Here is a 21,658-nt window from a genome sequence, read left to right as displayed (position 1 = left end):
GGGGCGGTGCGCGGACTGCGGGCCCGCTCACGGCCCGGCGCACTGGAGTGCCAGAACTACTGGCGCGGTCAGCGCTCAGGTGCCCCTGTGGCGATTCACGATGATCCCCGCAGCACACGCTGCTGACATCCCCACGAGAACCCAGAAAATCCAGACGGGGACTGGCAGGTCTCCCGAGAGCAGTGCGGGAATCATCAGCACTGTCAGGGCCGCGCACACAGAGAGACCTGCGATGAGCAGCACCAAGGGCCTGTTGTGATTCATGCCTCCCCGATTCTCCGCAAAAGCAGCTGGCAACGGCCGTCACCGACGTTCTCCCGGCAGCGGTTCGAGTAGATGGCCATGCGGGATGCCTCCTCGATGGTGCCGTGATTGGCCTTGGGGGTGAGAACGTATCGAGCGCCCGCGAGGTTTACAAGTCGTCGGAGACGGGGGCGCCACCGGGGCGGCGTCGTCACCGCAAGCTCAGGGCCGAGCCAGCCCCCGCGAGGGGGTGTTGCCTGACAGCCCTCACCTGCCGTTGACGGTGCCCTCAGGCACCGGTGCTTCAATGTCGCTCATGAGCACCCCCTTGGAGGACTACGCCCTGCTGGCCGATCTGCACACGGGACCCCTGGTCTCCCGGGAGGGGAGCATCGACTGGCTGTGCTTCCCGCGTTTCGACTCCCCCGCCGTGTTCTGCGCACTGCTCGGGGATGAGGACAACGGGCGCTGGAAGCTCAGCGCCGTGGACGGTGAAGTGGTCTCCCGCAGCTACGTGCCCAACACGTTCATCCTGGAGACGGAGTGGAAGACTCCCACGGGCCGGGTGCTCGTGACCGATTTCCTCCCGCCCAGTGACGACCACGCGGACCTGGTGCGCCGCGTGAAGTGCCTGGAGGGCACGGTGGAGGTGGCGCACGATCTCCGCTTCCGCTTCGACTACGGGAAGATCACCCCGTGGGTCCGCCACGTGGACCTGTCCCCCGAGGCCGCCCCGGGAGAGTCCGCGGGTCACACACCCACCGGTCCACACCCCGTTGGTGCTTCGCACTCACCCGATCAGCGTCAGCAGCGCGCTCCGGGGGAGGAGACCGCCTCCGATTCCCACGTGGGCGCGGACGGAGAGCACGTCAGCACCGGGCGCGCCCCGCGGTGGTACCGCCACTTCCGGGAGCGCGTCCGCGACGCCGCCCACCAGGCCCGGGCGGAGGACTGCTCCGGGCAGGGGCTGCTCGCGGTCGCCGGTCCGGATGCGCTCCTTCTGACGGGCCCGCCCCTGGAGCCCTACCAGCTGGGCCGGGACGGCCAGGACGTGGCCGTGGACCACGACGCCGCCCACGGCCCCGGCGCAGACATCCGGGTTCTCGAGGGGCTGCGTCGCGGCCACCGCGGCACCTTTTGCCTGGACGCCGGGGAGCAGCTGGACTGGGTGCTCACCTGGAGCGAGTCCTACCGCGAGTTGCTGGTCCCCGCGGACCCGGAGCGTGCGCAGCAGGTCACGCACGAGTTCTGGGAGGACTGGGCCTCCGCAGTGGACTGCGACGGCGAGTACCACGAGATCGTCAAGCGCTCCCTGCTGGTGCTGCGCGCCCTGACCCACTCGGAGACCGGCGGGATCGTGGCGGCCCCCACGGCGGGGCTGCCCGAGGAGTTCGGCGGATCCCGCAACTGGGACTACCGCTACACGTGGCTGCGGGACGCCGCACTGACCATCAGCGCCCTCGTGCAGCGCGGTCACCAGCACGGTGCGCTGCTGTGGCGGGACTGGCTGCTGCGCGCCGTGGCCGGCAACCCGGACCAGCTGCAGATCCTCTACGGGGTGGACGGCCGCCGCAACCTCACCGAGCGCGAGCTGGACCACCTGGGAGGCTACGAGGACTCCCGCCCGGTGCGGATCGGCAACGGCGCGGAGGGGCAGTACCAGGCGGACGTGGCCGGTGAGGTGATGATGGCGCTGGCCACCCTGCGGGACGCCGGGCAGGAGGAGAACGACTACTCGTGGGGCCTGCAGTGCAACCTCATGTCCTTCTGCGAGCTGCGCATGGACACCCCCGACAACGGGATCTGGGAGATGCGCGGCGAGCCCCACTTCTTCACGCACGGGCGCGTGATGATGTGGGCCGCGTTCAACGAGGGCCTGCGGGCGGTGAAGGAGCACGGACTCACCGGGGACGTGGAGCGCTGGACCCGGCTGCGGGACGAGCTGCACCGGGAGATCTGGGAGAAGGGCTACGACGAGGAGCTGGGGATCTTCACCCAGACCTACGCCAACCGCGAGGTGGACGCCTCCCTGCTGCAGCTGCCGCAGACCGGGTTCATCGAGCCCGACCACCCCGCCATGCTGCGCACCGTGGCGCGGATCGAGCAGGATCTGCAGGACGAGCACGGCCAGCTGCGCCGCTACCGCACCACCGGTGGCGGGGAGTCCATGGACGGGCTCTCCGGCCACGAGTACCCGTTCGTGATCTGCACCTTCTGGCTCGTGGAGCAGTACGCGCGCTCGGGCCGCCTGGAGGACGCACGGGAGCTCATGCGCACCACTGCGGGCTTCGCCTCGGACCTCGGGCTGCTCTCCGAGGAGTACGACGTCGCTCAGCACCGTCTCGCGGGCAACTTCCCCCAGGCGTTCAGCCACCTGGGTCTGATCCGCGCCGCGGACGCCCTGGAGCAGGCCCTCCGCGCGGCAGGGTGAGGCAGGGACCGGGTACCGCGGCGTCGTCGTCCGCCGGGTGGCCAGCGCACCGGACGGTGGCACAAGGAGCGCGGGGTGTTGGCGCGTGAGAACCCGGAGCACGGAGAAGGCCCACCCCGAGCGGGGTGGGCCTTCTCCGTGGGCGCGGTGGCGGGGCGTTGGACGAACTCCCGCGTGCCGCGCCGCAGGACCTCACGGGTCACCCGGCGGTCTGAGACCGGGTGCCGCGGGAGGGCGGATCAGCGGCTGCCGGTGAGTGCCGAGGTGTTCAGCATCAGGTTGGGCGAGCCGTTGACGTAGTCGATGGTGCGGGGGGTCGCGGTGTTCTTGAGTGCGCGCTCCACCTCGGAGACGCTCGCGTTGGGGTGCTGCTGCAGGTACAGGGCCGCGGCACCGGCCACGTGGGGCGTGGCCATGGAGGTGCCGGAGATCGTGTTGGTCCCCGAGTCGCTGGAGGGCCACGCGGAGGTGATGTCCGTGCCGGGGGCCAGGATGTCCACGCACGAGCCCCAGTTGGAGAACTCCGAGAGCTGGTCCCAGCGGTCCGTGGAGCCCACGGTGATCGCCGAGGAGGCGCGCGCCGGGGAGTAGTAGCAGGCGTTGGCGTAGTCGTTGCCCGCGGCCACGAGCGGAACCACCCCGGCGCGGGACATCCGCGCGATCGCGTTGTCCATGGCGGCGGAGACGTCTCCGCCCAGGCTCATGTTCGCCACGGAGGGCCCGTTCGCGTTGGAGGAGACCCAGTCCATGCCGGCCACGATGCCCGCGGTGGAGCCCGTGCCGTCACAGCCGAGCACACGCACGGGGACCACGTCCGCGCCCTTGGCCACGCCGTACCGGGAGCCCGCGGTGGTGCCGGCCACGTGCGTGCCGTGACCGTTGCAGTCGCTGCTGCCGCGGCCGTCGTCCACGGCCGTGACACCCGGGTCGATGCGGCCCCGGAACTCGGAGTGGGAGGCGCGCACGCCGGTGTCGATGATGAAGGCGGTGACGCCCGCGCCGGTGGCGTTGTAGGAGTACGTTCCGTTGAGGGGCAGGTCCTTCTGGTCGGAGCGGTCCAGGCCCCACGTGGCGCCGGACTGCGTGGCGCTGGCGCGGACGGTCTTGTTCTTCTCCACCACGGCCACGGCGGGGTCAGCGTCCAGGGCCTTGACCTGGGCGGGGGTCAGGTCGGCGGTGAACCCGCCGATGCTCTTGAACTCCTGCTTGACCTTCACACCCTTGGACTGCCACTTGTCCACCTGCTTCTCGGTGGTGCTGGCCACGGCGTTCTTGCCCGCCGCGCCGGCCATGCCCTTGGGCATCTTGGAGTCGATGGTGGGCAGCTCCAGCATGACCACGTACTCGCCGCCGGTCACGTCCAGGACCTGGGCCTGCTGGTTGGTGGCGTCCACGGTGGTCGCCGCGGGCGGGGCGGCCACGCCGGGGGAGACGGTGCCGAGGGCCACGGCGGCCGCGGCGGCGGTGGCGAGAATCGCGTTCTTCTTGTGCATGGGAGGACCTTCGATCAGGTTCGTGGGACACCCGGCGGACATGCCGGGAATGCCGTTGCTGACAAGGACACGCTGGTCCCGGGGGCAGTGCCACGGGTCCGGCGGGTACAGAATGCGCTCCCTGCCACCGTTGGACGACCATCACCGCAGGTCAGGGACGGGTCAGCGAGTGCCATATCACCGTAATCCGATCGTTATCGGGAAAACAATGGCCGAACGGCCAGTTCTGTTGGCCGTTCGGCCATTGTTTTCCTGCGCAGCTCCGCCGTGAAGTATTTGCCAATGCTCATGCTTAGTGGGGCTCAAAGTTTCCGCGTGCTGCAGTGTTCGTTATCACGTAATAATTTTTACGTCTGTACGTACCACGGTGAGACTCGGCGTGCTACTACTAGATGTAGTAGGCACAACGGAGCCGTAGCACTACATGTAGTGCTACGGCCGTGAGCGGACAGGAAGACGTGATGGCGAGATGAGTGCGGTCAGTGCGGGGACCCGCAGCGGCCCCCTGCAATTCCAGGACCTCGATCCCCACAGCTCACCGGACCTGGTCTATTTCTCCAGCGTCTCCGAGAACACCCGCCGATTCGTGGAGCGGCTGGACCGGGTAGCCGTGCGCATCCCCCTGCGCCCCGGCGTGGACGGCATGATCCGGGTGGCCCGGCCCTACGTGCTGGTGCTGCCCACCTACGGCGGCGGAGAGCGCGCCGGGGCGGTCCCCAAGCAGGTCGTCCACTTCCTCAACGACCCCGTGAACCGGTCCCTGATCCGGGGGGTCATCACCTCCGGCAACACCAATTTCGGCGAGCACTACTGCATTGCCGGGCCCATTGTCTCCGCGAAGTGCCGCGTGCCGGAGCTGTACCGCTTCGAGCTGCTCGGCACGGACCGGGACGTCGCCCGGGTCACCGAGGGACTGCGCGAGTTCTGGTCCGCGCAGCCACCCGCACCCACCCACCGGAAGGACACCGCGTGAGCACCACCGCACCACCCCTGTCAGCACAGCCCGCACCCCGGGGGATCGGCGAACGCCAGGACCACCACGCTCTGAACGCGCAGCTGAACCTGTTCGCCCCGGACGGCTCCATCCAGTTCGAGAAGGACCGAGAGGCGGTGGCGGCGTACCTGTCCCAGCACGTGGCACCCCGCAGGCGGTACTTCGACTCCGTGTGGGACCGGCTGGAGTGGCTGATCCGCCACGAGTACTACGAGGAGGACTTCCTGCGGGCCTACGAGCCGGGCTTCGTGGTGCGGCTGCACGAGCGCGTGAGCCGGGCCGGGCACCGGTTCCACACGTTCCTGGGGGCGTTCAAGTTTTACACGTCCTACGCCCTGACGAGCTTCGACGGCGCCGAGTACCTGGAGGACTTCGAGCAGCGGGTGGCCACCACGGCCCTGTTCCTGGGCCGCGGGGACCCAGCCCTCGCGGCGCGGATCGCGGACGAGGTGGTCTCGGGGCGGTTCCAGCCGGCCACGCCCACGTTCCTCAACGCGGGCAAGGCGCAGCGGGGTGAGCTGGTCTCGTGCTTCCTGCTGCGCGTGGAGGACAACCTGGAGTCGATCGGGCGCGGCGTGAACTCGGCCCTGCAGCTCTCCAAGCGGGGCGGCGGCGTCGCCCTGCTGCTGAGCAACCTGCGGGAGGCCGGGGCGCCCATCAAGAAGGTGCAGCACCAGGCCTCCGGGGTGGTGCCGGTGATGAAGATCCTGGAGGACTCCTTCTCCTACGCCAACCAGCTGGGCGCGCGGCAGGGGGCCGGGGCGGTGTACCTGCACGCCCACCACCCGGACATCATGGCCTTCCTGGACACCAAGCGGGAGAACGCGGACGAGAAGGTTCGGATCAAGACCCTTTCCCTGGGCGTGGTGGTTCCGGACGTCACGTTCGAGCTCGCCAAGCAGAACCGGGAGATGCACCTGTTCAGCCCCTACGACGTGCTGCGGGAGACGGGTGTGCCGCTGTCGGACCAGTCCGTGAGCGAGCACTACGAGGAGTTCGTGGCCAACCCCCGCATCCGCTCCACCACCATCAGCGCCCGCGAGTTCTTCAAGACGCTGGCGGAGCTGCAGTTCGAGTCCGGGTACCCCTACGTGCTGTTCGAGGACACCGTGAACCGCGCGAACCCCCTGGACGGCCACGTGAACATGTCCAACCTGTGCTCCGAGATCCTGCAGGTGAACACGGCCTCGGAGTACGACGCCGCACTGGGCTACACACGCGTGGGCCACGACGTCTCCTGCAACCTGGGCTCCCTCAACATCGCCCACGCCATGGCCTCCCCGGACCTCGGGGCCACGGTGGAGACGGCCGTGCGGGCGCTGAGCAGCGTGTCCGAGCAGACGGACGTGGCCGCGGTGCCCTCGGTGGCGGCGGGCAACGCGGCGTCCCACGCGATCGGGCTGGGGCAGATGAACCTGCACGGCTACCTGGGCTCCCAGCGGATCCACTACGGCAGCGAGGAGGGCATCGACTTCACGGACGCCTACTTCCGCACGGTGGCGTTCCACGCGCTGTGCGCCTCCAACCGGCTGGCGATCGAGCGAGGGGAGCGGTTCGAGGGTTTCGAGCGCAGCGCCTACGCGGACGGCAGCTACTTCGAGCAGTACGTGGCCGAGCCGTGGGAGCCCGCCACCCAGCGGGTGAGGGAGCTGTTCCGTGACGCCGGGATCGCCCTGCCGGACGTGCGGGACTGGGAACGGCTGCGGGACTCGGTGCGCGAGCACGGCATCTACAACGCGTACCTGCAGGCCGTCCCGCCCACCGGGTCCATCAGCTACATCAACCACGCGACCGCCTCCATCCACCCGGTCCCGGCGAAGATCGAGATCCGCAAGGAGGGCAGGCTCGGGCGGGTCTACTACCCGGCGCCGCACATGACCAACGAGAACCTGGAGTTCTTCGCGGACGCCTACGAGATCGGCCCCGAGAAGATCATCGACACCTACGCCGCCGCCACGCAGCACGTGGACCAGGGGCTCTCGCTGACCCTGTTCTTCGGGGACACCGCCACCACCCGGGACATCAACCGCGCCCAGATCCACGCCTGGCGCCGGGGCATCAAGACCCTCTACTACATCCGGCTGCGCCAGCTCGCCCTGGAGGGCACCGCCGTGGAGGGCTGCGTGTCCTGCGCACTCTGACGCCCCTGCTGAGGACGACGCAGCCCTGCCGCCCACGCGGCGTCGGGCCCGTCCGCGCTCCGCGCCCGACGCCACCGCGCCGCGCTTGCGGGTGACGTCTCCGTCCCGGGTGGGCGGGCGCCGTCGTCCTCCCGCATTCGTCGCCGCTCCCGCGGCCGGCGCACCCACCGCACGCGCCCCGCGCGCCACGTATCCGCCACCCGCACCACAGAACGGACCCCGCATGAGCACCGAACCCCTGTACCCCCAGCACGCGATCACCCCGCCGGCCTACCGGAAGGACCCGTCCGCGCGGCTGCGCCCGGTGAACTGGAACCGCATCACCGACGGCAAGGACCTGGAGGTGTGGAACCGGCTCACGGCCAACTTCTGGCTCCCGGAGAAGGTCCCGCTGTCCAACGACATCCCCGCGTGGCAGCGCATGAGCCCACAGGAACGCACGCTCACCATGCGGGTCTTCACCGGACTGACCATGCTGGACACCGTGCAGGCCACGGTGGGGGAGATCTGCCAGATCCAGGACGCCCGCACGGAGCACGAGGAGGCGGTGTACACGAACATCGCGTTCATGCAGTCGGTGCACGCCCGCTCCTACTCCTCCGTGTTCTCCACGCTCGCCTCCACCCCCGAGATCGAGGCGGCCTACGAGTGGGCCGTGGGCAACGACCTCCTGCAGCGGCGGTGCACGCAGGTGCTGCAGCACTACGTGGGGGAGGACCCCCTGAAGCGCAAGGTGGCTTCCACCCTGCTCTCCTCGCTGCTGCTCTACGCGGGGTTCTACCTGCCGCTGCACTTCTCCGTGCACGCCACGCTCACCAACACCGCGGACATGATCCGGCTGATCCTGCGGGACAAGGCCGTGCACGGCTACTACTCGGGGTACAAGTACCAGCGGGGCCTCGAGACCCGCAGCCCCGCGGAGCAGGAGGAGATGCACCGGTTCACGGTCGAGCTGCTGGACACGCTCTACGACCTGGAGATGCGCTACTCGGGGGAGCTGTACGAACCCCTCGGGCTCATGGAGGACGTGGCGGTGTTCGTGCGCTACAACGCGAACAAGGCGCTCATGAACCTGGGCTACCCCCAGCGATTCTCCGCGGACCAGACCCGTGTGAACCCCGAGATCCTGGCCGCGCTGTCCCCGGGCAGCGACGAGAACCACGACTTCTTCAGCGGCTCCGGCTCCAGCTACGTGATGGGCAAGGGGGAGGACACCACGGACGCGGACTGGGAGTTCTGACCGGCCCGCGGCCCCTGCGGGGCACTCGTGCAGGACTCACCTCGCGGACCTCGGTGCAGACCCCGGTGCGAACCGGGCATCGGAGCAGGCGTGCGCTGCGCCGGGGTCCAGGTGCCGAGCACGGGAGATCCGGCCGCCGCGGCGTCGTCCGGGCACCCCGCACACCCCTTTGGGGAGGTTGCCCGCCCCAGGTGTCCCACGTACCGTGGATCCGTTCCGTGCGGACCCTCCCGGGGCGCACGATCACACGACTCCCGGTGGCCCATCCGCACCGTCCGCGGAGTCCGACAGTGGGGAGATGTGGACGTGGCACTCAGTGTTCTGGATTTGTTCTCGGTGGGAATCGGACCCTCGTCCTCCCACACCGTGGGCCCCATGCGGGCCGCCCGGCTCTTCGTGGCGGGCCTGGCCGACGACGCCCTGCTGGACTCCGTGACGCGCGTCCACTCCCAGCTCTTCGGCTCCCTGGGCGCCACCGGCTGGGGCCACGGCTCGGACAAGGCCGTGATCCTGGGGCTCATGGGTGAGGACCCGGAGACCGTGGACACCGACCTCGCGGACGAGAAGGTGGCGCTCGCGGGCGAGCAGGGCGAGCTGCGCCTCGACGGCACGCACGCCATCGCGTTCGACCGTGCGCAGGACGTCATCATGCACCGCCGCAAGTCCCTGCCCACCCACCCCAACGGCATGAGCTTCACGGCCTACGACGCCGCCGGCGAGGTCATCCGCGAGAGCATCTACTACTCCGTGGGCGGCGGGTTCGTGGTGGACGACTCCAAGAGCAGCGCGGACAAGATCGTGGAGGACACCACCCCCGTGAAGTACCCGTTCAGCACGGGTGACGAGCTGCTGGCCATCTGCGAGGCCGAGAACCTGTCCATCGCCCAGGTGATGGCCGCCAACGAGCTCTCGTGGCGCCCCGCGGAGGAGACCCGCGAGCAGCTGCTGCACATCTGGTCCGTGATGCAGGAGTGCGTGGAGAACGGCTGCACCCGCGAGGAGAAGACCCTCCCCGGGGGACTGAAGGTGCGGCGTCGTGCGCCGGAGATGCGCAAGCGGCTGCTGGCCAAGGAGCCCGGCAACGACCCCCTGTACGGCATGGACTGGGTGAACCTGTACGCGCTCGCCGTGAACGAGGAGAACGCGTCCGGCGGGCGCATCGTCACCGCCCCCACCAACGGTGCGGCCGGGATCATCCCCGCGGTGCTGCACTTCTACACGCGCTTCATGGAGGACGCGTGCGACGACAAGATCGTGGACTTCCTGCTCACGTCCGCGGCGATCGGGATCGTGATCAAGGAGAACGCCTCGATCTCCGGTGCCGAGGTGGGCTGCCAGGGCGAGGTGGGCTCCGCGTGCTCCATGGCCGCGGCCGGGCTGTGCGCCGTGCTGGGCGGCAGTGTCCGCCAGGTGGAGTGCGCCGCGGAGATGGGCATCGAGCACAACCTGGGGCTCACGTGCGACCCCGTGGGCGGGCTGGTGCAGATCCCGTGCATCGAGCGCAACGCGATCGCCAGCGTCAAGGCCATCAACTCCGCGCGGCTGTCCATGCAGGGGGACGGCATCCACAAGGTGTCCCTGGACCAGGTGGTCAAGACTATGCGGGAGACCGGCGCGGACATGAAGATCAAGTACAAGGAGACCTCCCGCGGCGGCCTGGCCGTGAACGTCATCGAGTGCTGAGCGGGCCGCACCGCCGCTGACCCGGGGATCCCCGCCGGAGCGTTGCGGCGGGGATCCGTCATGTCCGGGGTGCGGGTGGCGGTGCGTCCGGGACAATGGCGGCATGGCCACCTCACTGCTGCTGCTCGCGGACACCCACCTGCCCAAGCGCGCCAAGGACCTTCCCGCCCAGGTGTGGGAGGAGGTGGAGGCCGCGGACGTCGTCGTGCACGCCGGTGACTGGGTGGACCTCGCCACGTTCGAGGCGCTGCGCGAGCGCTCCCGCCGGCTGATCTGCGTGTGGGGCAACAACGACGGCCCCGAGCTGCGCGCCGAGATGCCGGAGACCGCCCGGTGGGAGCTCGAGGGCCTGCGCTGGGCCATGACCCACGAGACCGGGGCGAAGCAGGGCCGCGAGAAGCGCATGGACGCGGCGTTCCCGGACACGGACGTGCTGGTGTTCGGCCACAGCCACATCCCGTGGGACACCGTGGCACCCTCCGGCATGCGCCTGCTGAACCCCGGATCCCCCACGGATCGGCGCCGCCAACCGCACTGCACGTACATGCGGGTCACGGCGGAGGCGGGTGCGCTCACCGCGGTGGAGCTGGTGGAGCTGGTGGAGCTGCCGCAGCGCTGACACGGGACACGATCGGGGGTCACTCACTCTTGTCCACGAAGAACCGGGACAGGTACGTGGCCAGGAGACACAGCAGGCCGGCCACGGCGAGCCCCGCCGTGAGGAAACAGGCCATGCCGGCGCCGATGTTCGCCCCGCCCTCCGGGTTCCGGGCGTCCAGCATCAGCCACCCGTAGCTCGCCAGAAACCCGACGAGTCCCACCAGGGTGAGGGAGAGCGAGAACTTCATCGCGGATGACATGTCGGTCTCCTTCGTGGCCGGTCAGTGCTCCCCCTGTTTCCGGCGGACTCCGGTCCGGGTCGGGCCGGGTGCCTCGGGCGGGCACGCGCGGTGGGTTCACACTAGCCAACGCCGCCCGTTCTGGACAGGGTCCCGGCACGCACGGCCCGGGTCCTCGGGGTGCGGCCTACAGTGGGTTCCATGAGGCTCTTTGCCGCCGCCTATCCTCCCCGCGCTGCCCGTGAGCACCTGGTGCGGGCCATGGCCGAAGTGCGCGCTCTGACGGGCGCCGCCCTGCGCTGGGGTGATCCCGAGCAGTGGCACGTGACCCTCGCGTTCTACGGGGACCAGCCGGAGGGAGCCGTGCCGGACCTCTCGGAGCACCTGCGGGAGGTGTCCCGCGCGTTCCCGCCCCTGCGGGTCAGCCTGCACGGGGCGGGATCCTTCTCCGGAACCACCCTGTGGGTGGGGGTGGCCGGACAGACCGCCGAGCTCACGGAGCTGATGCACGCGTGCTCCCTGGACCCGGACGAGCGCGCCCGCCAGCGCGCCCACCTCACCGTGGCCCGCACCTCACGCACGGAGCGCGCACGTCAGGCCAAAGAACGACGCCGCGGCTCCCTCGTCCGCGCGCACAGCGGCCCGGAACTGGCCCACGTGGTGCACGCACTGTCGGTGTACGAGGGCCCGGAGTGGACGGTGAGCGAGATCCGGCTGGTGGCCTCCGAGCTGGGGGAGGGGCGGTCGGGAGGGGCGCTGCACACCACCGTGGAGCGGCATTCGCTGTCTGGCGTCTGATCCTGCTCGACCCGCACCCCCTACGCTGGAGCGCATGGCCCAGATCACCCGCGCACCCCGGTCCAGCACGTGGCTGTGGATCCTGGTGGCCGCCGCGGTGCTCACCCAGACCGGGCTGAACCTCTTCCGCCCCATCACGTCCTACAAGCTGCTGGGCCTCGGTGCGGACCCCGTGGTCATCGGCCTCACCACCGCCGCCTACGCTCTGCTTCCCCTGGTCACTGCCGTGTGGCTGGGGCGGATGTCCGACCGGATTCCGCAGCTGCGTCTGCTGATCCTCGCCGAGGTGGGTTTCCTGGCGCTGGCCGGCGTGGGGCTCGCGCTCGCGAACTCCGTGTGGCTGGTCTTCGCGGCCAGCGCGGTCCTGGGCATGGGCCACCTGTGCTTCACGATCGGCGGGCAGACCGCGATTGCCCGCTACGCCGCGGACCGGGACCTGGACAAGGGCTTCGGGTGGTTCACCGCCGCGTTCTCTGCGGGCCAGATGATCGGTCCCGCACTCGGCGGGTGGATCGTGGGCCACGGCTCGGACGTCGCCTCCCCCGAGCGTATGGCGGCCGTGAACGAGAGCCTGTGGATCGGCGTGATGGTCACGGTGCTCGCCGCTCCGCTGCTGGCCTTCCGCCTGGGCCCGGCATCGCAGCGTCCCAGTGAGAACGCGCTCCCTGACGACGCCGCTGCAGCGGGCACCGAGCCGCACGCCCACGAGCGCCCCGACGTCCTGCGCATCCTCCGTGCCCCGGGGGTCATGTCCAACATGGTGGCGTCCCTGTCCCTGCTGGCCATGATCGACATCCTCACCGCGTTCCTTCCCCTGGTGGGTGAGGAGGCGGGGGTGGCCCCCTCCGTGGTGGGCGTGCTCCTGGGTGTGCGGGGGCTGGCGTCGATCGCCTCCCGTCTGCTGCTGCCATGGCTGTCCGGGAAGTTCTCCCGCCGGGCGCTGCTGATCGCGAGCCTGCTGGCCTCCGGGCTGGCGCTGATCGTCCCCCCGCTGTTCCTGGACAGCTTCTGGTGGGCCGCCCTGTTCCTGGCCGTGGGCGGGTTCTTCCTGGGACTGGGCCAACCCCTGACCATGACCCTGATTTCCACCGCCGTTCCGGGCACGTGGCGCGGCTCGGCGCTCGCGGTGCGGCTCATGGGCAACCGGCTGGGACAAGTGATCCTCCCCGTGGCCGCGGGCGCGGTGGCCGCCCCGTTCGGTCCGGGTGGGGCCATCTGGCTCACGTGCGCGCTGCTCGTGGCCAGCGGCGTGGAGAAAGCGGTGCGGCGACCGCGGGAGGGGTAGGGCGGCGTCGTTGTCCGGGGTGGCGGTGGGCGACCGCAGTGAGCCGGGGCGCCACGACGCCGCAGGGCCCAGGTCCGCGGCAAGCGTTGCGCTGAGCGAGCGTTCCGCGCACGCGCTGCGCGAGATGCGCGTCACACCCGGCACGTAGCATGGCCTCACGATCACCGGCGGGGTTCCGCCCCGCTCCGACGCGCCACGGGAGGCTCCCTCATGACCCAGCAGCACGGCTCCGACTTCCTGGACGCGTTCGCGCAGATGTCCCGCAACGGCGGGCTGGAGTCCGGCGGCGTGGAGCGGCAGGCGGCCACCGAGGCGGACGGGCTGAACCGGCAGTGGTTCGCGGGCTGGCTCACCGCGCGGGGCGCCACGGTGCACTACGACGCCGTCGGCAACCAGTTCGGTCTGTTCGAGCACACGCCCGGCGCGCCCTACGTGCTGGTGGGCTCGCACATGGACTCGCAGCCGCGTGCGGGGCGGTTCGACGGCGCGTACGGCGTGCTCGCCGGGGCGCACGCGTGCGCGGAACTGTTCCGTGCGGCGTCGTCCGGGGAGGTGGAGCTGAGCCGGAACCTGTGCGTCGTGAACTGGTTCAACGAGGAGGGCTGCCGCTTCAAGCCGTCCATGATGGGCAGCTCGGTCTACACGGGCAAGCGGGACCTGGAGGAGACGCTCGAAGTCCGGGACACCGCCGGAGTGAGCGTTCGGGAGGCGCTGGACGCCCTCGGCCAGCGCGGGGAGGACAGCATCCCGGAGGCCACCGCCTACGTGGAGCTGCACATCCAGCAGGGCAAGTCCATGGAGGAGGACGGCTTCACCATCGGGCTGGTGGAGGCCACGTGGGGCGTGCGCAAGTACGAGTTCCTGGTGCTCGGGGAGCAGGCGCACACCGGGTCCACGCTCATCGAGGATCGTAAGGACGCGCTGCTGGGGGCGTCCCTGCTGATTGCCTCGGCCCGGAGGGTGGCACTGGAGCACGACGTCATCACGTCCTGCGGGGAGCTGCTGATCGAACCCAACTCCCCGGTGGCCGTGGCCCGCGAGGCCCGGCTCGTGATCGACCTCCGCAGCCCGGACGCCGAGCGCCTGACCGCCGCGGACGAGCACTTCGCCCGGGAGGTGGAGGAGGCGGCGCGGGCCGCGAACGTGGAGATCCAGACCGTGAACCGCCACGCGTGGGACGTGCTGGAGTACGCCCCGGAGGGCCTGGCCCTTGCCCAGGAGGTCGTGACGGAGCTGGACCTGCCGCACACCCGGATCATGACGCTCGCCGGCCACGACTCCACCAACGTGAAGGACGTACTGCCCACGGTGATGCTGTTCGTGCCGTCTCACAAGGGCATCACGCACAACGAGTACGAGTTCACCTCGGACGAGGACATGCTCGCGGGGCTGCAGATGCTCACGGCCACCTTGCGGCGGGTGGCGCAGGGGGAGCTGGGGTGAGTCAACGCTCACGATGAGGTGAGGTGGCGCGGAGCGGGCGCGGGCGGCGTCGTCGTCCCCCGGAACCGCAGGCGTGCGCCAGCAGGTGTGGCCCCGGTCATAGAGTGGGGAGAAACCCCGATCCGAGGAGGACCCCGTGACCGATCCCCTGCCCCTGGACGGCGTGCTCGTCGCCGACTTCTCGCGTGTGCTCGCCGGGCCGCTGTGCACCATGACGCTGGCGGACCTGGGTGCGCGCGTGATCAAGGTGGAGCGCCCCGGCAGCGGGGACGACACCCGGCACTGGGGGCCGCCGTTCTCCGAGACCGGGCCCACGTACTACGAGTCCGTGAACCGCAACAAGGAGTCCGTGTGCCTGGACCTGCGGGAGGACGAGGGCCGGGAGCTCGCGCGTGAACTCGCCCTGCGCGCGGACGTGGTGGTGGAGAACTTCAAGCCCGGCGGCATGGCCAAGCTGGGTCTGGGCTACGACGAGATCTCCGCGGAGAACCCCGGCGTGGTCTTCGTGTCCGTGTCCGGCTTCGGCACGGCGGGCGGTGCGCACCTGGCCGGCTACGACTTCCTGGTGCAGGCCGTGGGCGGGCTCATGAGTATCACCGGCCGCGCGGACGGCGAGCCCACCAAGGCCGGCGTCGCGCTCGTGGACGTCCTCACCGCCAAGGACGCCACCATCGGCACGCTCGCAGCGCTCGAACGACGACGCCGCACGGGTCGCGGCGCGCACATCGACGTCAGTCTGCTCTCCAGCCTGCAGGGCGCGCTGGTGAACCAGGGTCAGGCGTACCTGGGGGCCGGGAAGGTGCCGCAGCGGATGGGCAACGACCACCCGTCGATCGTCCCGTACCAGCTGCTGCAGTGCGCTGATGCGCCCCTGGCCGTGACGGTGGGCAACGACCGCCAGTTCCGGAAGTTCACCGAGGTGCTCGGCATCCCGGAGACCGCCGATGACGAGCGCTACGCCGAGAACGGCGCCCGCGTGGAGAACCGTGACGAGCTCACTGCCCTCCTCGAGGGGGTCCTGGCCGCGAGGACCGCATCCGAGTGGCAGGAGGCTCTGACCGAGGTGGGAGTGCCCGCGGGCAAGGTGGGCGGCATCGACGAGGGCGTGGCGCTCGCCGAGGAGCTCGGCCTGGAACCCACCGTGGACGTGCAGGACCGCACGGGCGCGACCGTGGGCCGCCAGTTCCGCCACCCGGCGCAGTGGACCCCGCCGCTGCAGTCCCCCACGGTGGCCCCGCCGCAGCTGGGGGAGGACACTGAGACCGTGACGGCCTGGTTGCGGGAGCCCCGGGGCCGTCACATGTGAGAAATCAGGCTCCGCACCCGGCTACGCGCGGTGTGTCCGCAGTCATACAGTGGACCCATGAGTGAACTGAATCCCGTGGACGTCATGGACCTGGTGAGCTTCGACTCCCTGCTGTCCGAAGAAGAGATCGCGCTGCGCGCAACGGTGCGCGAGTTCGTGGACACCGCGATCAAGCCGAACATCGCCGAGTGGTACGACAACGCCGTCTTCCCGCTCGAGATCGTGCCGGAGATGGCCAAGCTGGGTCTGCTGGGCATGCACCTCAAGGGCTACGGCTGCGCGGGCCGCTCCGCCGTGGAGTACGGCCTGGCCGGTGCGGAGCTGGAGGCCGGGGACTCGGGACTGCGCACGTTCGTGTCCGTGCAGGGCTCGCTGGCCATGAGCGCCATCTACAAGTGGGGCTCCGAGGAGCAGAAGCAGCAGTGGCTGCCGCAGATGGCCGCCGGTGAGGCCATCGGCTGCTTCGGGCTGACCGAGCCCACCGCGGGCTCCGACCCCTCCTCCATGCAGACCTTCGCCCGCAAGGACGGCGAGGACTGGGTCATCAACGGCGCCAAGCGCTGGATCGGGCTGGCCAGCGTGGCCAAGGTGGCCGTGATCTGGGCGCAGACCGACGACGGGATCCGCGGCTTCGTGGTCCCCACCGACACCCCGGGCTTCAAGGCCACGCCCATCACGGCCAAGCTGTCCATGCGTGCGTCCATCCAGTGCGACATCGAGCTCACGGACGTCCGTCTCCCCGCCTCCGCCATGCTGCCGGAGGCCAAGGGTCTGCGCGGTCCGTTCTCGTGCCTCAACGAGGCCCGCTACGGCATCATCTGGGGTGCCATGGGTGCCGCGCGCGACTCCTTCGAGGCCGCTCTGGCGTACTCGCAGGAGCGCATGCAGTTCGACCGCCCGCTCGCCGGCTACCAGATGACGCAGCAGAAGCTCGTGAACATGGCACTCGAGATCGACAAGGGCTTCCTGCTCGCCCTGCAGCTCGGCCGGCTCAAGGACGCCGGCACGCTGCAGAACCACCAGATCTCGGTGGGCAAGCTCAACAACTGCCGCGAGGCCATCAAGATCGCCCGCGAGGCCCGCACCATCCTGGGCGGCAACGGCGTCACCCTGGACTACTCGCCGCTGCGCCACGCCAACAACCTGGAGTCCGTGCGCACGTACGAGGGCACGGACGAGGTGCACTCCCTGATCCTGGGGCAGCAGCTCACGGGGGTGGGCGCGTTCCGCTGAGTCCGTGTGTGCTGAACCGGGTGCCTCCCTCGGGAGACACCCGGTTTTTCATGCGTACACATCTTTCTTGTGGAACGACGACGCCGGGCCGGCCGTTCTCGGGGCCTCGTCATGCGTCGCGGTCGTGGGGGGTCAGGGCGGGGCCACGGGACTCGACCCGCGCGGTCAGCCCGGGGCGCAGCGGGCCAGCAGCGGTGCGCCCCGGACCGGTTCGCGGTTCAGGAGGGTCACGGACAGGCCCTGCTCGTGCAGTAGTTCCGCCACCCGCAGGCCCACCACGGACCCTGTGAGCCCACCTCCCACGACCACGGGCAGGGGCTCGTCCATGGCGCGCGCCACCGTGAGCACGAGCTCCGCCAGGTGCTCCGCTGCCGCCACCGCCAGCTCGGACGCCACGGCGTCCCCGGAGGCGGCAAGCTCGCACACGGGCCGCGCGAGCCGTGCCCAGTGGGACCGGTCCGGATGGTCGTGAAACGCGCCGATGAGGTCGGCGGGCTCGGCCACTGCGGCGTGCTCCAGCACGATCCGGGTGAGTGCTTCCCCCTCGTCCCCGGCAGTGGGCTGCTGGGACCACCGCAGCACGCGGCGCACAGCTTCCCGGCCGATCCAGTAGCCGCTGCCCTCGTCGCCGAGCAGATATCCCCAGCCGCCGGAGCGCACCTCGCGGCCGGAGGCGTCCACGCCCCAAGCCACCGAGCCGGTCCCCGCGATGAGCGCGATCCCGGACGTGTGACCGCCGGCGGCGAGGATCAGGCGGGTGTCGTGCACGGCTGTCACGCTCGCGGACGGGTCCAGGCAACCGGTGGAACGGATGAGACCGGCCAGCCGAGCGGCGTCGTGCGCGGTGTCCACGCCGCCGGAGCCCGCGACCACCGGCGTGGTGGGCGGGGCTCCCAGCTCGGACAGGACTGACGCCAGGCACGCGCGTGCCTGTTCCGCGGGGACGTTCTGCACGTTCGCGGACCCGGAGCGCGCCTCGCGCACGGGTGTCCAGCCGCGGAACAGGACGCCGCGGGTGTGTGAGCCGCCGATGTCGAGGCCCACGAGGAACTCGCCCGTGCTGCCCGCGTCGTCGACGCCCGGGAGGCCGGTTCCGTCGTGCCCCGTGAGGCCACCGTCGGGGGCCCGTCCCGTGGGCTCTGCGCTCACCGCCGTGGCCGGGTCAGTTCGTGACCTGGACCTCGCCCATCTCCTCCCAGCCGTCGCCCTCGATCTGGCGGGAGATGATGCGCGGGGTCTTGACCAGGTACTGGGGGAACTGCTCGGTCATCTTCCGGAAGTGCTCCGAGTTCACGTGGGCCTCGGCGGCGTCCTCCTCGAAGGCTTCCACCAGCACGTACTCGTGGGGGTTGTCCAGGCTGCGGGACCACTCGAACCACTTGTTGCCGGGCTCCTGGCGGGTGGCCTCCGTGAATTCAGCCACCAGCTCGGGCCAGCGCTCCACGTACTCGTCCTTGGCCTCGAACTTGACCACGATGAAGATCACTGCGCTGCTCCTCCGATTGTCTGCTGGGGTGGTGCGTCCGGCCCCAGCATAGGACGCCGTGCTGGTGTCATGCGGCGTCACGGGGAGCCGGGTGGCACCGGCCCGGGGACTAGCGTGCAGGCATGAGCACCGCACCCGCCCAGCACCCCGTCACTCAGGGCCAGCGCGCCACGGCGCGCCGCGCAGTGGTGGCCTCGTCCATCGGCAACGCCCTCGAGTGGTTCGACATCATCGTCTACTCGTCCCTCGCGGTGGTCATCTCCCAGCTGTTCTTCGAGTCCGAGTCCGTGGACAAGGTCACGGGCACCCTCCTGACCCTGGGCACGTTCGCGATCTCCTACCTCATCCGCCCGCTCGGGGCGCTGGTACTGGGCTCCTACGCGGACCGCCACGGTCGCCGCCCTGCCCTGACGCTCACCATCGGGCTCATGATGCTGGGCACGTTCATCATGCTCGTGGCCCCCACCGCGGCCATGATCGGCCCCGCGGCCGCGCTGCTCATCCTTCTGGCGCGGCTGATCCAGGGCTTCTCCGCGGGCGGCGAGTTCGGCACGGCCACCGCGTTCCTGATCGAGAACGCCCCGGACAAGCGTGCCTACTACGGCTCCTGGCAGGTAGCCACCCAGGGCGTGGCCATGTTCCTGGCCTCCGCGTTCGGCTTCGGACTGCACACCCTGATCAGCGAGGAGGCCCTGTACTCGTGGGGCTGGCGCATGCCCTACTTGTTCGGACTGCTCATCGGCCCCGTGGGCCTCTACATCCGCCTGCGCATGGACGAGACCCCGGACTTCGAGGCACTGCAGGAGGAACGGGCGCGGGCGGCGTCGCCCTCCGGCACCGACCGCGGGGGAGCGGCCCCGGGGACGACGACGCCGCGTGGGCGCCGCGGGCCTCTCGCCCAGACGCTCGTCCACTCCGCGGGCCGGTGGCTCACCGCCTCCGGGGTGGTGGGGCTGGCCTCGATGTCCGTCTACACCATCCTCTTCATGCCCACGTTCTCCATCCAGAACCTGGACCTTCCCTCGTGGGCCGCGTACGTGGGAGGGATCGTGGCCGGTCTCGTGACCCTGGTGGGATCACCGTTCGTGGGGCGGCTCGCGGACCGGGTGGGCTGCGGGAAGGTCATGCTGGTGGCAGCCGTGGTGGGCGTGCTGGCCGCCTACCCGCTGTTCCTGTGGCTCGTGGCCGTTCCCACGGTCGCCACCCTGACCGCCGTGCAGGTGGTGCTCGGCCTGGTTATGGCCCTGTACTTCGGGCCCATGCCCGCGCTGCTGAGCGAGATGTTCCCCACCGCGATCCGGACCACGGGCATGTCGATCGCCTACAACGTGGGGGTCACCGTGTTCGGTGGCTTCGCTCCCCTGGTGCTCGCGTGGCTGATCTCCGCCACCGGCTCCCTGACCTCTCCAAGCATCTACTACGCCGCAGTGGCGCTGCTGTCCCTGGTCAGCGTGGTGATCGCCCGCCGCCGCTACGGGGTGCGCTGAGCGGGCCGGACATGCGAAAGGCCCCCGCGGTCATCGCGAGGGCCTTCCGGTTGAAAGGTTGCGGGTGCGGAGCTCAGCTCAGCCCGTCCTTGAGGTTCTTGCCGGCGTCCTTGACGTTCTCCACGGACTGCTTGGCGCCACCGGATGCCTTGTCCGCAGCGCCTTCGGCCTGCAGATCGCGGTTGTCCGTGGCGTCGCCCAGCTTCTCCTTGGCGGAACCAGAAGCCTTCTCCGCAGCATTGCTGATCTTGTCACCGAGTCCCATAAGCGTTTCCTTCCGTGGAGCGAACAGGTGCTCACAATGTAGTCCCGCGCCCAATCGATGGGAAGACATGGACGGGGATTTCTTCCCCGGCGAACTCCACTCCGGACGCGGCCGTCACGGGCGGACGCTCACTGGTAGGAGACGAACCACGGCTTCGGATCCAGCGCGTAGGTCTGCTGGGGCGTGTACATGGGGGTGTCCTCGTCGTAGAAGTTCTTCCACGCCATGCGGATGCCCTCGGGCAGGCCCTCCTGCAGGGCGTTCCACGTGCCGGTCTTGAGGTCCGGGGTGCCGTGCCCGTCCGCGTGCAGCACGAACGCCAGCTCGGGGTGCTTGGTGTTGATCGTCTCGCGGTTCTGGATCATGGACATGGAGAACTGGTGCAGGATCAGCGACTTCTGGGGCAGCTGGTTGTCCCGGGTGAGCTGGGCCAGCCACTCCGAGGTCTTGTTGATCTCCGCAGCGTCCACGGAGCCGATCTGCTGCAGCGGCAGCTGCCCCGGGGCCAGACGCCACTCCGCGTCCAGCGCGAGGCCCACGTTGGGGCGCTTGAGCAGCTCCTCGTACTGCTTGGCCTGCGTGAGGAAGTCCGCCTGGCCCGGCTGCAGGTCCAGGACCACGTAGACGTCGTTCTTCTCCGCCGCCTCCACGTACGGCATGAGCTGCTCCACGGTGGACTCGGTGGAGTAGTTGCCGTCGGGGCCCGGTTCCGAGGACGCCGTGGTGGCGATGATCTCGAACGCGGGGATGACCTTCTCCTCGCTGTAGGGCTCGTAGCTCTTGGCGAGCTCCTTGACCCGGGTCACGGACTCCTCGGGTCCCTGCTCACCCAGCGCCCCCAGCCCAGGGGTGCCCGGGTGCCCGTACAGCGCCACGAAACGCCGGTCCGGGAACATGGTGGTGCCCCCGCCGATCAGCTCCGCCGGTTCCTCGGGGGTCGGGGTGGCGCTGGGCTGCTCGGACTGCGACGCCGCCGGCTCTCCGGGGTTCTCGCCGCTCTGCGTCTCGCCCCCTGAGCTGCAGCCCACGAGCAGGAACGAGGCGCAGAGGACGGCGAGAACGGTGGAGCGGCGGGAGCGCATGACGCGAGAACCTCTATCAAAGTGGGGGGCAGCCGGAAGACTCCGCAACCATCAGCACACTGTGGATGCGGGATGCCTTCACCCTATGTCCTCCCGGGGTGGCTCGTGGGAGGATGACGGCACCATTGTTAACGCACGAGGTGTCCATGAGCAATCGCCCCGGCCCCCCGCCGCACGACCCGCCCGGCTCCACCGGCTCGGAGCCCCCT

General features: G+C 70.0%; 18 protein-coding genes. 12 read left to right on the top strand and 6 right to left on the bottom strand.

Going from position 1 to position 21,658, the window contains the following annotated elements:
- Nucleotides 1–559 precede the first annotated feature (559 nt).
- Nucleotides 560–2,674 carry a glycoside hydrolase family 15 protein gene (locus QL985_RS08610; protein ID WP_259906391.1) on the top strand — a complete coding sequence of 705 codons (2,115 nt, stop codon included), beginning with the start codon at nucleotides 560–562 and terminating at the stop codon, nucleotides 2,672–2,674.
- A 239-nt stretch (nucleotides 2,675–2,913) separates the two neighbouring features.
- On the opposite strand, the gene QL985_RS08605 is transcribed toward QL985_RS08610, so the two are convergent.
- Nucleotides 2,914–4,167, bottom strand: coding sequence for a S8 family peptidase (locus QL985_RS08605; RefSeq protein WP_259905985.1), 1,254 nt, complete (start codon nucleotides 4,165–4,167; stop codon nucleotides 2,914–2,916).
- A 469-nt stretch (nucleotides 4,168–4,636) separates the two neighbouring features.
- On the opposite strand from QL985_RS08605, the gene nrdI reads away from it, so the two are divergent.
- From nrdI to QL985_RS08580, 5 genes are all read left to right on the top strand, one after another.
- Complete coding sequence (nrdI, locus tag QL985_RS08600) at nucleotides 4,637–5,140, top strand: class Ib ribonucleoside-diphosphate reductase assembly flavoprotein NrdI (protein WP_259905983.1); 504 nt, start codon at nucleotides 4,637–4,639, stop codon at nucleotides 5,138–5,140.
- Nucleotides 5,137–7,302 (top strand): class 1b ribonucleoside-diphosphate reductase subunit alpha, encoded by a 2,166-nt coding sequence (nrdE, locus tag QL985_RS08595; protein WP_259905981.1) that lies wholly within the window; start codon nucleotides 5,137–5,139, stop codon nucleotides 7,300–7,302. The genes nrdI and nrdE overlap by 4 nt, the downstream gene beginning before the upstream one ends.
- Nucleotides 7,303–7,525: 223 nt before the next feature.
- Nucleotides 7,526–8,542 (top strand): class 1b ribonucleoside-diphosphate reductase subunit beta, encoded by a 1,017-nt coding sequence (gene nrdF, locus QL985_RS08590; RefSeq protein WP_259905979.1) that lies wholly within the window; start codon nucleotides 7,526–7,528, stop codon nucleotides 8,540–8,542.
- Between the two features lie 306 nt (nucleotides 8,543–8,848).
- Entirely contained in the window at nucleotides 8,849–10,225 is a 1,377-nt protein-coding gene (locus QL985_RS08585; protein WP_059281672.1) for an L-serine ammonia-lyase, read from the top strand.
- Nucleotides 10,226–10,328: 103 nt separating this feature from the next.
- The gene (locus QL985_RS08580) at nucleotides 10,329–10,844 is read left to right on the top strand and encodes a metallophosphoesterase (RefSeq protein ID WP_259905978.1); all 516 of its coding nucleotides are present in this window, start codon (nucleotides 10,329–10,331) and stop codon (nucleotides 10,842–10,844) included.
- Between the two features lie 19 nt (nucleotides 10,845–10,863).
- On the opposite strand, the gene QL985_RS08575 is transcribed toward QL985_RS08580, so the two are convergent.
- Nucleotides 10,864–11,085, bottom strand: a complete 222-nt coding sequence (locus tag QL985_RS08575; RefSeq protein WP_259905977.1) for a hypothetical protein — start codon at nucleotides 11,083–11,085, stop codon at nucleotides 10,864–10,866.
- A 180-nt stretch (nucleotides 11,086–11,265) separates the two neighbouring features.
- On the opposite strand from QL985_RS08575, the gene thpR reads away from it, so the two are divergent.
- From thpR to QL985_RS08550, 5 genes are all read left to right on the top strand, one after another.
- A complete protein-coding gene (thpR, locus tag QL985_RS08570; RefSeq protein WP_259905976.1) occupies nucleotides 11,266–11,862 on the top strand; it encodes an RNA 2',3'-cyclic phosphodiesterase in 597 nt (198 codons plus the stop codon).
- Between the two features lie 34 nt (nucleotides 11,863–11,896).
- On the top strand, nucleotides 11,897–13,147 hold the full coding sequence (locus QL985_RS08565; protein WP_259905975.1) for an MFS transporter: 1,251 nt from the start codon (nucleotides 11,897–11,899) through the stop codon (nucleotides 13,145–13,147).
- A 210-nt stretch (nucleotides 13,148–13,357) separates the two neighbouring features.
- Entirely contained in the window at nucleotides 13,358–14,590 is a 1,233-nt protein-coding gene (locus tag QL985_RS08560; RefSeq protein WP_259905973.1) for a M20 family metallo-hydrolase, read from the top strand.
- A gap of 136 nt (nucleotides 14,591–14,726) precedes the next feature.
- Nucleotides 14,727–15,896 carry a CoA transferase gene (locus QL985_RS08555; RefSeq protein ID WP_259905972.1) on the top strand — a complete coding sequence of 390 codons (1,170 nt, stop codon included), beginning with the start codon at nucleotides 14,727–14,729 and terminating at the stop codon, nucleotides 15,894–15,896.
- A 57-nt stretch (nucleotides 15,897–15,953) separates the two neighbouring features.
- Complete coding sequence (locus tag QL985_RS08550) at nucleotides 15,954–17,129, top strand: acyl-CoA dehydrogenase family protein (RefSeq protein ID WP_259905970.1); 1,176 nt, start codon at nucleotides 15,954–15,956, stop codon at nucleotides 17,127–17,129.
- A 165-nt stretch (nucleotides 17,130–17,294) separates the two neighbouring features.
- On the opposite strand, the gene QL985_RS08545 is transcribed toward QL985_RS08550, so the two are convergent.
- Both QL985_RS08545 and QL985_RS08540 read right to left on the bottom strand, forming a co-directional pair.
- Nucleotides 17,295–18,278 (bottom strand): BadF/BadG/BcrA/BcrD ATPase family protein, encoded by a 984-nt coding sequence (locus tag QL985_RS08545; protein ID WP_259905968.1) that lies wholly within the window; start codon nucleotides 18,276–18,278, stop codon nucleotides 17,295–17,297.
- A 13-nt stretch (nucleotides 18,279–18,291) separates the two neighbouring features.
- A complete protein-coding gene (locus QL985_RS08540) occupies nucleotides 18,292–18,615 on the bottom strand; it encodes a putative quinol monooxygenase (RefSeq protein WP_259905966.1) in 324 nt (107 codons plus the stop codon).
- A 122-nt stretch (nucleotides 18,616–18,737) separates the two neighbouring features.
- Between QL985_RS08540 and QL985_RS08535 the strand changes: the two genes are divergently transcribed.
- Nucleotides 18,738–20,102: an MFS transporter gene (locus tag QL985_RS08535; protein WP_259905964.1), complete on the top strand. Its 1,365-nt coding sequence runs from the start codon at nucleotides 18,738–18,740 to the stop codon at nucleotides 20,100–20,102.
- 73 nt (nucleotides 20,103–20,175) lie between these two features.
- On the opposite strand, the gene QL985_RS08530 is transcribed toward QL985_RS08535, so the two are convergent.
- Together QL985_RS08530 and QL985_RS08525 are read right to left on the bottom strand one after the other, a co-directional pair.
- Nucleotides 20,176–20,367, bottom strand: coding sequence for a CsbD family protein (locus QL985_RS08530; RefSeq protein ID WP_019309710.1), 192 nt, complete (start codon nucleotides 20,365–20,367; stop codon nucleotides 20,176–20,178).
- Nucleotides 20,368–20,495: 128 nt separating this feature from the next.
- Nucleotides 20,496–21,449, bottom strand: coding sequence for a hypothetical protein (locus QL985_RS08525; RefSeq protein ID WP_259905963.1), 954 nt, complete (start codon nucleotides 21,447–21,449; stop codon nucleotides 20,496–20,498).
- Nucleotides 21,450–21,658 lie beyond the last annotated feature (209 nt).

The sequence above is a fragment of the Kocuria sp. APC 4018 genome (genome assembly GCF_030407675.1).
GTDB lineage: Bacteria > Actinomycetota > Actinomycetes > Actinomycetales > Micrococcaceae > Kocuria > Kocuria rhizophila.
The sequence above is the reverse complement of the archived record's forward strand: the minus strand, read 5'-3'. Positions and strand labels throughout refer to the sequence as shown.